A 12,190-nucleotide genomic window follows, 5' to 3' on the forward strand; every position below is an offset into this window, starting at 1 on the left:
CAAGCCCCTCACCGGACTTTCCGGGACAACGGCCCCCGGCAGGCTTACTTCAGGTCGCGCTTGATCTGCGCGAGCGGCGAATCCGGCGGGTACGTCGGCGTGACCGGCTTTTGCGAGCCGAGCATCACGCACATGAGCGCGTCTTCGTCACCAATGTTGATTTCCGTTCGATACACGCCAGGCGGCACCGAGATCAGGTCGCGCTCACCGAGAATGGCTTCCCAGGTTTCGCCATCGCGCTCGCAGATCACCTTCATCTTGCCGCGCATCACGAAGAAGATCTCTTCGACATCCATATGGATGTGGCTCGGGCCGATGTTGCCGGCCGGGATTACCATCGTCGAGAACGTGAAGTGACCGGCAGGGACCGTGTTGACATCCTTGGCCACGCCCGTGCCGCCGGTGCCGACGTAGCGCATTTGCGCGCGGCGGTACTTCGGGTCGTAGTCGGCCTGGAACTTCAGCGCGTCCCAGTCGTACTTGCGCGTCGAGAAACGGGCTACGCGCGTGTCCAGCCAGTCGCCGAACGCCTGGCCTTCGGCCTGCGTCCAGCTCTCGACGGCCTGTGGCGTCGCGGTGTTTTTAGCGTCGGCTTGCGCCATGGTCTAACTCCTTGAAGGCGTTGCGAATAAGAACGGCTCGTCAGGGCATCACGAAGCCGCCGTTGACCGGCAGCACCTGCCCGGTCACGAAACGGGAACCATCGGAGAGCAGGAACAGCACGGGGCCGATCACGTCGTCGGGCACCTGGGCGCGCGGCAGCGCACGTCCCTCCAGGTAATGACGATGACGCTCGGCAGGCACGTAGGCCGTGGCTTCCACCTCGACGAGTCCCGGCGCGATCGCGTTGACGGTGATGCCGTCCGGGCCGAGTTCGCGGGCGAGCGAACGTGTCATCGCCATGACGGCGCCCTTGCTGGCGGTGTAAGCGAGCAGGCGCGGCGCGCCCCACAGCGCGGTATCCGACGCGATGTTCACGACGCGCCCCTGCCCCGATGCACGCAGAAACGGCAGCGCCGCCATCGTCATGAGCCAGGTGCCACGCACGTTGACGTTCATGACCGCGTCCCACGTCTCGATGCTCAGCTCGGCGGCCAGCTTGCCGCCCGAGTTGGTGATCGCGCCGTTGTTGACCAGCCCGTCGATGCCGCCCATGCGCTCGGCAGCCCCCTTGGCGGCCGCGTCCACCGAGGCCGGATCGGACAGGTCGACACGCACGAACGACACGGCATGTCCCGCACCGCTCAGTTCGGCCGCGAGGGCCTCGCCGTCCTGCGACGCGATATCGGCAATCGTCACTTGCGCGCCGCGTGTCACGGCGGCACGGACGAACCCTTCGCCAAGGCCACGCGCGCCACCGGTGATCAGCAGCTTCTTGCCGTCGAGCGGCGCCAGCGTGTTGGCGTCGAGCGGGGGGATGGGCAGTTCGTTCACGGTGAAATTCCTCGTCGTTCAGGCGATGTTCATGGCGGCACGCGGCACGTAATGCAACGCGCGGCGTTCCAGCCAGACCACGGCGGCGTACGCCGCGATACCGATGACGGTGAGCCCGGCGATGGAGACGAACACCATCGCGGTGTTGCCCTGACCTTCGCCATACACCAGCAGATAGCCCAGGCCACGGTCGCCACCGACCAGCTCACCCACGGTCACGCCGATCACGGCCAGCGTCGACGCGATACGCAAGCCCGCGAAGAGCGCCTGCATGGCCGACGGGAATTCAACGAAGCGGAAGATCTGCCAGCGGCGGCCGCACAGGGCGCGCACCAGGTTGACCATGTCCGGGTCGACGGCGCGCACGGCGCCGAGCACATTGATCATCACGGGGAAGAAGACGATCAGCACGGCCACGAGAATCTTCGGGTAGATCGTGTAGCCCATCCACATGACGAACAGCGGCGCAAACGCGACCTTCGGCGCAATCTGCAGCGCGAGGATGTACGGCGAGAGCATGGCTTCGGTCGACGGCGACAAACCGAGGACCACGCCGATCACCACGCCCAGCGCCGAGCCGATCACGAAGCCCGCGATCACTTCGATGGCCGTCACGCCGATGTGCAGCCACAGGTTCTCGACCTGGAACATGCGGGCGCCTTCGATCACGGTCGACGACAGCTTGGGCAGCACGAACTCGGGTACGCCGAACGCCGTCGGGCCCCATTGCCAGATGGCCGCGAAGATCAGCAGCAACATGAAGCTGCCAACGGTCAGTTGCGTTTTGGAAAGGGATTTCATAGCGAGGATTCCAGTGTCTTGCAGTGTCGGGGACGAGGATCAACCAAGGTGGTCGTCGCGACCCACCTTGAGCAGTTCCATCAGATGGGCCACGTATTCGTTCATGCCCGCCTGCTTGCGGCGCTCGATCGGGTTGTCGCGATGCGGCAGATCGATCGTGATCTCCTCGATGATCGTGCCCGGGCGCTCGCTCATCACGAACACGCGATCCGAGAGCGCAATGGCTTCGGCGAGGTCGTGGGTGATCATCAGCGCGGTCTTGCCCTCGTCGGCGAGCATCTGCGCGAGATCCTGCTGGAGCACCATCTTGGTCTGCGCATCGAGCGCCGAGAACGGCTCGTCCATGAGCAGCACGTCCGGCTCGACGGCCAGCGTGCGGGCCAGCGCGGCGCGCTGACGCATGCCGCCCGAGAGCTGGTGCGGATAGTGATTCTCGAAACCCTTCAGGTGGCAACGCGCGAGCAGCGCCTTGGCCACTTCCGCCCGCTCGGCCTTGCTGCGCCCACGGATCTGCATGCCCAGCTCGACGTTCTTCTGAATCGAGCGCCACGGCATGAGCAGGTCTTTCTGCAACATGAACGCGACTTGCTGCGACGGGCCGCGCACCGGCTTGCCCGCGAGCGTCACCTGCCCTTCGCTCGGCGCGTAGAGACCGGCGCCCATGTTGAGCAGCGTGCTCTTGCCGCAGCCGCTCGGGCCGATCAGCGAGACGAACTCACCGGCCTTGATGCCGATGGAGACGTCCGAGACGGCCGTCATCTCGCCCTTGCCCTGGCGATTTTTGAACCGACGCGTGACGCCGCGGTATTCGATGGCGAACGGCAGGGGTGCCGCCGCCGGCTGCGCCTGACGTGCCTCGGCATTCGCCTCGGCTACGTTCGCGTCCTTCAATTGAATCGACCTGAGCATGGGAAACCACCGTGTTTCTGGATGTTCAACTTGCCTCGGGCAGCCTGCCGCGTCGTTTCGCCTGCATGGCTTGCCACCTGTCTTCCCTTGCGGGATACGTTTCATATGTGAAACGTTGATTTACTTATGGATCAATTATAGGGAGGGATTTGCCCGTTCAAAATTGTTTTTTGACTAGGGGAAACCCGCACCCGCAGGCGTTGTACAGCCAACACAACAGCCGGGACGAAAAAAACGCCGGCGGGCAAAGGCCGGCCGGCGTGGGAAGTGAGACCACCAGGGGCGTCTCGCAATGCGTTGGCGTTGCGAGGCGTCAGAACGAGTGGTGCACGCCCGACAGGATGATGAACTGATTGCCCGTCGACGACGCGCCGATCGTGTTGATGGCCGTCACCGCCCCATTGCCGCTCGCGTGTTGATACACACCGCTCAGATACACCTGCGTGCGCTTGGAGAACGCGTAGACGTCGCCCAGGCTGACCTGCGTCCAGCGCTTGCCCGTCAGCGAAGTCGTGGCCGCGCCGAAGGTGATCGTGTTGGCCACGCCCGTCGCATAGTTGGCACCGCCGTCGAACGACTGGTAAGTGTCGCTGAAGCCCGGCGATTGCAGTTTCACGCGCGTATACAACGCATGCAGCAGCCACGGCCCGAAGCCATACGACACGCCGGCGCCCATGTTCTCGACGTTCGACGCCGCATAGCTGCCAACCGCCTGTCCCTGGAAGGTCGCGCCGCCGAGCACGGCAACGTTCGGCGTGCGGTTGTTCTCGTTCGAGTAGACTGCCGACGCCTTGAAGCCGCCGTTCGTATAGTTCGCGGCCACACTCCACTTGCGCCCGTTGGCGAAGTTCGTGTTGTTGCCGAACGAGATCATGCTGCCCGCCTTGAAGCCGGCAAAGTCCGGCGTGACGTAGCGCACGGAGTTGTCGACCTGCACGACGGACGTGTTCGCCAGCTCGTCGAGGTTACCCGGGTGGAACATGTACCAGTTCATGCCCAGGTAGGCCGTGCTCATCGGCCCGAGCCAGTCGAAGTTGAACGTGGTCATGTGACCGATGGTCAACGTGCCCATCTTGTCCGACTGCAGGCCAACCCACGACTGGCGGTTGAACATCGCGCCCGCCTTGACCGTGTTGCCCGAGAGCGTCGAGAAGCCGTTTTCCAGCTGGAAGATGGCACGATTGCCACCGCCCAGATCCTCGACCCCGCGAAAGCCCCAGCGATCCGGCTGCGTCGCGCCCTGCTGGGCGATCCAGTTAGCGTTGCCGCCCTGATTGTTCACGTACGCCATGCCGGCATCCAGGCTGCCGTAGATCGTGACGTTGCTCTGCGCCTGCGCAGCGACCGGCACCCCCGCCGCCAGCAGCATTGCCGCCGCCAGCGCCGTCATGCCAGGGATCCGCCCCATCGGAAACCGCTTCATCTGTGTACTCCTGTCGTTCGATGATTCGAGAACGGTGACGACGCCGGATGCGATGCGCGGCAACCCAAGCCAGTCGCCTCGTCCCGCATTTGCTTTTTCGACGTTCCACCTATGAAACGTTGGATTACTTATGAAACCAACTGAGCGAAGCTTAGGCCAGGTGACGCATGAGTCCCGCAGCGGAGATTCACGAATTGATAAGAATAAATTGGCGTGCTAACGCGCCGGTACAGCGACGAAGATCTCCGCCCCAGCTGCGCAGCGAGCGGCACCGTTCGTCCCGCGAGCGCTGCCGGGCGTCCTGGCTCGCCTCCCGTCAGGGCCTGTCCGTTTCCTCGGGATTTACCCGAGGATGCCTTGCCTTTGATCGAATCAAAAACAATAATATTTGAACATTATGTTCATATTTGAACTTATTATTTTTCTGGTTCGTCGTCACTTTCGTCAAAGGATGTTCCCATGCAAGCTCCTCTCATCGGCATCAACGGTGCCGGCATCGGCGGTCTGGCCGCCGCCATCGGCTTACTGCGCGCAGGTTTCCGTGTGCGCGTGTATGAGCAGGCAGCGCAGTTCGCCCGGGTCGGCGCGGACATCAACCTGACACCCAACGCCGTGCGCGCGCTCGACGGCCTCGGGGTCGGCGACGCCTTGCGCCAATCGGCCGCGCAACCGAGTCATCGCATCAGCCGCACCTGGGATTCGGGCGAGGAGACCTCGCGGCTGGAGATGGCCCGCACGGCGCAGACGAAATACGGCGCGCCGCAACTCACGATGCACCGCGCCGACCTGTTGCAGGCGTTGGAGCGGGCCGTGCCCGCGACATCGATTGCGCTGGGCAAGAAACTCGTATCGTTCGAAGCGCCGGGCAACGCGCAGCCCGGCCCCATTCGACTGGCGTTCGCGGACGGCACGCACGACGACGTCGATGTGCTCATCGGCGCGGACGGCATCCACTCGGTCGTGCGAACCGGCCTGTTCGGGCCGGAATCGCCGGAGTTCACCGGCGTGGTGGCGTATCGCGCGGTCGTGCCCGCGGACAGACTCGACGGCGTGCCGAATCTCGGCGCGTTCACGAAGTGGTGGGGACCGAACCCGTCGAGCCAGATCGTGACGTTCCCGCTCAATCTCGGCCGCGACATCTTTGTCTTCGCCACGACGCCGCAGGACAGCTGGACGCTGGAATCGTGGACGGCACCCGGCGACGTGCACGAGTTGCGCGCGATGTACGCCGACTATCACCCCGAAGCGCGCGCCCTGCTCGACGCGTGCGACAGCGTGCTGAAGTCGGCGCTGTATGTGCGCGATCCGTTACCGCAATGGTCGCGCGATCGGGTGTCGCTGCTGGGCGATGCGAGCCATCCGATGATGCCGTTCATGGCACAGGGCGCCGGCATGGCGATCGAAGATGCTGTGGTACTGTCTCGCCACTTGGCGGCCGTGGGCCCGAGCGCCGAGCTTTCCACGCTCGCCGCCGCGCTCGCGCGCTACGAGGTATCGCGACGCGAACGCACGGCACGCGTGCAGATCGGCTCGCGCGGCAACCAGTGGCTCAAGGAAGGCGGCAATGCCGACTGGGTCTACGAGTACGACGCGTGGCAAGTCCCGCTCGCGGCCTGAGTGACCTGCGGCGGCGCAAGTGCGATCGCTGCGCCGCCCTATACCGATGCTCCCGATGCCCCCGATGACTGGAATCGACCGCATGAACAAAGCTACGCAAGACATTGAGTCCACGACCGACGCGCAAGACACCGGACAAGCGGGCCTGGTGACGCCGGTCATACGTGCGCTCAAGCTGCTGCGCTTCGTGGCGGACGGCGGGTCGACGGCCAATGTCAGCGACGTCGGCCGCCGCATTGGGGTAAATCGGGTGACCGTCATGCGTTTGATCGAGACGCTCCAATTCGAGGGCGTGCTGGAGCCGTTGCCGCAGGGTGGCCATCGGCTCGGCTTGAATTTCCTGACGCTGGCGGCCAGCGCACTCGCCGGCGAGGATCACCTGGCGACAGCGCGGCGCGTACTCACGCGCGTGACGACCGAGACCGGACTATCAAGCTATCTCACCGTGCTCGACGGCGCCCAGGTTCGCTATCTGCTGTGCGAAACGCCGGCGTTACCGCTCGTCAGCAATATCCGCGCGGGCAGTCGTGTCACGGCGCATTTGACGGCACCGGGCCGGTCGCTGCTCGCGCATCTGAGCACCGAGCGCCGCCGTGCGTTGCTCGGGCCGGAACCGCTCGCTGCCGCCACGGCACAAAGCGCACGAACGCATGCTGCGCTCGACGCCCAGCTCGAACGTGATCGCGACGCCGGATGCGCCTGGAGTCAGGACGGCTTCGAAGCGGGCATCGACGCCTGCGCCGCCGCTGTGCTGGACGCTCGCGGCAGACCGTTGGCAGCCCTGAGCGTTGCCGGTCCGCGCTCGCTGGTGGGCACCGATACATTGACGCGCGAGCGCACCGCGCGCGTGGTGAAGTCGGGCGCGGCCGATCTCGCCATCCTGCTGGCCGACGCACCCGCGTTTCTCGCCGCTGCCGAACGCGGCTGAGCCTTCGCGACTGCACCGCCATCACCTCGCTTCAGAGGGCGATGGCCGCGAGCTTGCGTTCCCCGAGCGGCGTGACGCGCAACGCGCGCGGCGCCCGGGTGGGTTCGAGCCACTTGGCGTCGAGGCAGGTGCTGAGCAGCGCCGCCCCCAACGCGCCCCCCAGATGCGGCTTGCGCTCGCTCCAGTCGGGGCAGGTGCAGGCGAAGCGGCGTCGATGGGCGCGAGCCGTGGCGAGGTTGACGCCAACGGCCGTGAGTCCCTCCACGCCCATATCGGTGAGCACCACGTCGCTACCGTCGATCCGAAGCCAACGGTGCGCATGCATCCGCGAGAAGAGATCGACCGCAACTTCCCCAGCGAGATGGTCGTAACAGGTCCGCGCGTGGCGAAGCGGTATCGGCGTGGAACGACTGACAGGGACAGAGCGCGGCCGCAGGTCGCGCGTGGCAAGCACGGCGCTGGCAAGCGCTTCGATGGCCGCCGCGGTCTCGGGCGTGGCGATGCGGAAATAACGATGGCGTCCGCGTGCTTCCTGCGCCAGCACGCCGCCGTCGACCAGTCGGGCCAGATGGCCGCTTGCACTGGACGGCGACAGCCCGGCCACCAACGCCAACTCCCCCGCCGGACGGGCGGAACCGTCCATCAACGCCCACAGCATGGTCATGCGCCCAGCATCGGCGAGCAACGCGGCGAGTGAACTGACGCCGGGGGCGTGATCTCTTGCGATGTCCACAGCAGGACTCCTGTAAGGATGATGAAGCACAGCATCGGCAGTATAGGCTGGGGGATGCGTTCAACACTTCAGCATGGGATGAAACGTGCCGGTCGGCCGATGCGCCATGATGAGTCCCGTTCCCCTCAAATCGAGATGCCCGCCATGCTTGCCGCCACCGCCGATCTCCTCACCGTGCCGCCGCCCGCCAGTGCGCTGGCCGCCGTCGTGCACCCCAACCCGTATCCGTACTACCAGTCGCTCGCCGCGCGACGCCCGTTCGATTTCGATGCCTCGCTCGGTATGTGGGTCGCCGCCAGCCCGCAAGCCATGGCCGCCGTGCTGCGTCATCCGGCGTGCGGTGTTCGGCCGGCTGGCGCGACCGTCCCCGCGGCATTGGCCAATGGCGCCGCCGGCGACTGGTTCGGCACACTCGTCAGGATGAACGACGGCGCCGCGCATGCGGCAATGAAGCCCTGGCTCAAGACTCGACTCGCCACGCTGCATGCCGACGGCGCCACCCTCGACAGGCTGCGCAACGCCAGCCAGGCCGCCTGTGCAGACGCCTATCTCGCCCAAGGGGAGACGCCCTGCGCGCGCCTCGACGACTTTGTCTTCCGTCAGCCGATCTATGCCCTCGCGGCGTGGCTGGGCGTTCCTCCCTCACAGTGGGTCGACGTGTACGACGACGTCCGCACGCTGGTCGCGGCGATGGCCGAGTCCACCCAGTCGTCTCCGCGCGCCGAGAGGCTCGCACGCGGACACAGCGCCGCCACGACGCTTCGCCATCGCGCCATGCGCTGGCTCGACCACGACGCCGCCCCAGGATCTTGGTTGCGCGACACGGCCCGAAGCGCGGCACGCGACGAGGCCGTCGACTACGGGGCGCTCACGGCCAATGTCGTGGGCCTCTTTACGCAAACGCATGACGCCTGCGCCGGACTCGTGGCCAACAGCCTGCGCCGGCTCGCGCAGCACGCGTCGCGCGGCGCTGAGCCCGCCGTCAACGGTGCTCAATCACTACCGGCCAACCTTGCCGTCGCCATCACCGCCATCGGCGAGGTGATCCGTCAGGATCCCCCCGTGCAAAACACCCGTCGATTCCTGCACGCGCCCGCCATCATCCATGAACGAACGCTCGCACGCGGCGATGCCATCCTGGTGGTGCTTGCCGCCGCGCCCGCCGGCGCCGCACCGGACGACGTGGCCTGGACCTTCGGGCACGGCGCCCACACCTGCCCGGGACGCTCGCCGGCCAGCACGATCGCCGCCATCGGGGTCCAGACGATACTCGACAGCGATGCCGATCTCGCCGCCATCGCGACCGGCTCGACGTATCACCCGCTCGGCAACATCCGGATCGCGCGCTTCCACGATGGCGCCAAGATGGCTTGAGGCAAGTGACTGCTTTCGGCGAACTCGTTTTAACCAGCGGAACATGGATTCCACCCTACAAAACACAGTGAGGCAAATGAAACCCTTGTAAACATAAGGCTCTGCACCAGGGCCCCGCGTGGTCCAGGAATTTCGGGCAGGATGACGCTTTCGTTGTGCGTACCGCCCGCCGTGGCGTCCCGGTGCGCGCCCGTCCCGTCTTCCGCTGCCCACATGTCCGACACACACACCGACGGTATGCCCATGCCCGCCCGGGTATGGGCCGTTGCGACCGTCATGCTCGCGATCTCGCTCGCGGTGCTCGATGGGGCGATTGCCAATGTCGCGCTCCCCACGATCGCGCGCGACCTCAACGCCAGTCCCGCCACGTCGATCTGGATCGTCAACGCTTACCAGCTCGCCATCACCATCTCGCTGCTGCCGCTCGCCGCACTCGGCGAGATTGTGAGTTACCGCCGCGTCTATACCGTCGGGCTCGCGCTGTTCACCGTCGCCTCGCTTGGCTGCGCGCTCTCGGATTCGCTCGTCACGCTCACGCTCGCACGCGTGGTGCAGGGCTTCGGGGCGGCAGGCATCATGAGTGTGAACACCGCGCTGGTGAAAGCCATCTACCCGTCGCGCTGGCTCGGGCGCGGCGTCTCGCTCAACGCGCTCATCGTTGCCATCTCATCCGCTGCGGGCCCGACGATTGCCGCCGGCGTGCTGTCCATCGCGCACTGGCCGTGGCTCTTTGCCATCAACGTGCCGCTCGGCGTCGTCGCCTTTGTCATCGCCGTGCGCTCGCTGCCCGACACGGCCCGCGCCTCGCACCCCTTCGACTGGACTGGGGCCCTGTTGAGTGCGCTCACCTTCGGCTTGCTCATCTCCGGCATCGACGCCTTCGGGCATGGTCAGGCACGCTGGCTGGTGGCGCTCGAAGTCGCCGCCGCGATCGTCATCGGCACGGTCTTCGTGCGACGCCAACGCACCCAGCCGGTGCCACTGTTGCCGCTGGACCTGCTCCGCATTCCGATTTTCGGGCTGTCGATCTGCACGTCGATGGCGTCGTTCTGCGCGCAAATGCTCGCGTATGTCGCGCTGCCCTTCTTCCTGCAGGATTCGCTGGGCTTTGATCGTGTGCAGACCGGCTTGCTGATGACGGCCTGGCCGCTCACCATCGTTGTCGTCGCGCCGCTGGCCGGGCGCCTGCTGGAGTATTACAAGCCCGGCCTGCTCGGTGCGATTGGTCTGGCGGCGTTCGCCCTCGGCCTGCTCGCGCTCGGCCTGCTGCCCGCGCACCCGCAATCGGCCGACATCGTCTGGCGCATGGCCCTGTGCGGCTTCGGCTTCGGACTGTTCCAGTCGCCCAACAACTACGCGATGCTCATGGCCGCGCCCGCCCATCGCAGCGGCGGCGCGAGTGGCATGCTGGGCACTGCGCGCCTGACCGGGCAGACGACGGGTGCGGCGCTCGTGGCCCTCATCTTCAGCGTCGCCCCGTCGGGCTTCGGCACGCGCGCCTCGCTCTATGTCGCGGCGGCGTTCGCTGCAGTCGCGGCCGTGGTGAGCAGCCTGCGTACGCTGCCCGCGGCCCAGCCCGACGCGAATTCGGCACGCGGATGAGCGTCGTGCAGCGCTCGCCCGAGCGCCTCCATCCGGCCGACCGTCCGGCCGTGCTACACTGCCGACCTTTTACGGCTCGCCTGTGCGGGCCGCAAATGCCATGAGCTTCTGCGCCATCGATTTCGGCACTTCGAATTCTGCCGTCGCCGTGCAAGACGGCGCCGCCATGCGTCTGGTCGAGCTGGAAGCCGGCTACGGCACGCTGCCGACCGCCGTATTCTTCAACGCCGATGAAGGTGGCCGCGTGTCGTTTGGCCGTCAAGCCGTCGCCGATTACGTCGATGGTTACGACGGGCGCCTCATGCGCTCGCTCAAAAGCCTGCTCGGCTCCTCCCTGATCGAAAGCACGACCGACCTCGGTAACGGGTCGGCGATGCGCTATATCGACATCATCGCCACGTTCCTGCGCCATCTGCGCACGCACGCGCTGAAGGCCAGCGGCGGCGATCTGCGTCATGTGGTCATGGGTCGCCCCGTGTTTTTCGTCGACGACGATCCGCGCGCCGACGCAGCCGCGCAACGCTCGCTCGAACAAAGCGCACGCGACGTAGGGTTCCATGACGTGCATTTCCAGTTCGAGCCGATTGCAGCCGCGTTCGATTACGAATCGCGTCTGAGCGATGAACAGCAGGTGCTCGTCATCGATATTGGCGGCGGCACCTCGGACTTCTCGCTGGTGCGTGTCGGACCGGAACGGGCACGCCATCTCGATCGCAAGGACGACGTGCTTGCCCACCACGGCGTGCATATCGCCGGCACGGACTTCGACCGCCGCATCGAGTTGGCCACGATCCTGCGCGAACTCGGTTACAAGGCGCTCGGTCCCGACGGCAAGGAAGTGCCGAACCGGATCTATTTCGATCTGGCAACCTGGCATCTGATCAACACGGTCTACACGCCGAAGCGCGTTGGCGAACTGGCGCTCACGGCGCATCTGTACGCCGACCCTGCCCATCACCGGCGCCTGATGCGCACGGTCGAGCAACGCCTTGGACACGCGCTCGTCGGTCATGCCGAAGACGCGAAGATCAACGTCGCCTCAGGCGGCGAGACGCGCATCGATCTGTCGGTGATCGAACGCGATCTCGCGGTCGCGTTCTCGGAAGCGGGCCTGGTGGAAGCGGTCAGCGACGAAATCGCGAGCATCACGGCAGGCGCCGTGCATACGGCGGCGTTGGCCGGCCTGCGCGCCGAGGATGTCGATGCGCTCTACTTCACCGGCGGCTCCACGGGGCTGCGCAGCCTTTCCGGTGCCATGTGCGCGGCCTTTCCGAAAGCAACACCGGTATTCGGCGACCGTCTCGCCAGCGTGGCGCTGGGTCTGGGCATTCACGCCAGGCGCGTGTTTTCCTGAGCGGTCGCCGGCGTC

11 protein-coding genes are annotated in these 12,190 nt (G+C 66.0%); 5 read left to right on the plus strand and 6 right to left on the minus strand.

What is annotated here, in order from left to right; all coding sequences use genetic code 11:
• Positions 1 to 44: 44 nt before the first annotated feature.
• The 5 genes from PCE31106_RS10120 to PCE31106_RS10140 form a co-directional block, all read right to left on the minus strand.
• Entirely contained in the window at positions 45 to 602 is a 558-nt protein-coding gene (locus tag PCE31106_RS10120; RefSeq protein ID WP_017235324.1) for a cupin domain-containing protein, read from the minus strand.
• 40 nt (positions 603 to 642) lie between these two features.
• Positions 643 to 1,434, minus strand: a complete 792-nt coding sequence (locus PCE31106_RS10125) for an SDR family oxidoreductase (RefSeq protein ID WP_150563174.1) — start codon at positions 1,432 to 1,434, stop codon at positions 643 to 645.
• A gap of 18 nt (positions 1,435 to 1,452) precedes the next feature.
• On the minus strand, positions 1,453 to 2,235 hold the full coding sequence (locus PCE31106_RS10130; protein ID WP_150563175.1) for an ABC transporter permease: 783 nt from the start codon (positions 2,233 to 2,235) through the stop codon (positions 1,453 to 1,455).
• A gap of 39 nt (positions 2,236 to 2,274) precedes the next feature.
• On the minus strand, positions 2,275 to 3,144 hold the full coding sequence (locus PCE31106_RS10135; RefSeq protein WP_017235321.1) for an ABC transporter ATP-binding protein: 870 nt from the start codon (positions 3,142 to 3,144) through the stop codon (positions 2,275 to 2,277).
• Positions 3,145 to 3,457: 313 nt separating this feature from the next.
• The gene (locus PCE31106_RS10140) at positions 3,458 to 4,534 is read right to left on the minus strand and encodes a porin (RefSeq protein ID WP_174975102.1); all 1,077 of its coding nucleotides are present in this window, start codon (positions 4,532 to 4,534) and stop codon (positions 3,458 to 3,460) included.
• A gap of 492 nt (positions 4,535 to 5,026) precedes the next feature.
• On the opposite strand from PCE31106_RS10140, the gene PCE31106_RS10145 reads away from it, so the two are divergent.
• Together PCE31106_RS10145 and PCE31106_RS10150 are read left to right on the plus strand one after the other, a co-directional pair.
• Complete coding sequence (locus PCE31106_RS10145; RefSeq protein ID WP_150563177.1) at positions 5,027 to 6,184, plus strand: FAD-dependent monooxygenase; 1,158 nt, start codon at positions 5,027 to 5,029, stop codon at positions 6,182 to 6,184.
• An 82-nt stretch (positions 6,185 to 6,266) separates the two neighbouring features.
• Positions 6,267 to 7,112, plus strand: coding sequence for an IclR family transcriptional regulator (locus PCE31106_RS10150; RefSeq protein WP_150563178.1), 846 nt, complete (start codon positions 6,267 to 6,269; stop codon positions 7,110 to 7,112).
• A 31-nt stretch (positions 7,113 to 7,143) separates the two neighbouring features.
• On the opposite strand, the gene PCE31106_RS10155 is transcribed toward PCE31106_RS10150, so the two are convergent.
• A complete protein-coding gene (locus tag PCE31106_RS10155; protein ID WP_174975104.1) occupies positions 7,144 to 7,776 on the minus strand; it encodes an ArsR/SmtB family transcription factor in 633 nt (210 codons plus the stop codon).
• A gap of 213 nt (positions 7,777 to 7,989) precedes the next feature.
• Between PCE31106_RS10155 and PCE31106_RS10160 the strand changes: the two genes are divergently transcribed.
• The 3 genes from PCE31106_RS10160 (at position 7,990) to PCE31106_RS10170 (ending at position 12,175) form a co-directional block, all read left to right on the plus strand.
• Positions 7,990 to 9,219, plus strand: a complete 1,230-nt coding sequence (locus PCE31106_RS10160; RefSeq protein ID WP_150563180.1) for a cytochrome P450 family protein — start codon at positions 7,990 to 7,992, stop codon at positions 9,217 to 9,219.
• A 213-nt stretch (positions 9,220 to 9,432) separates the two neighbouring features.
• Complete coding sequence (locus tag PCE31106_RS10165) at positions 9,433 to 10,821, plus strand: MFS transporter (RefSeq protein WP_130025141.1); 1,389 nt, start codon at positions 9,433 to 9,435, stop codon at positions 10,819 to 10,821.
• Between the two features lie 100 nt (positions 10,822 to 10,921).
• Complete coding sequence (locus PCE31106_RS10170) at positions 10,922 to 12,175, plus strand: Hsp70 family protein (protein ID WP_017235314.1); 1,254 nt, start codon at positions 10,922 to 10,924, stop codon at positions 12,173 to 12,175.
• Positions 12,176 to 12,190: the final 15 nt, after the last annotated feature.

It is taken from the genome of Pandoraea cepalis, assembly GCF_902459665.1.
Lineage (GTDB): Bacteria > Pseudomonadota > Gammaproteobacteria > Burkholderiales > Burkholderiaceae > Pandoraea > Pandoraea cepalis.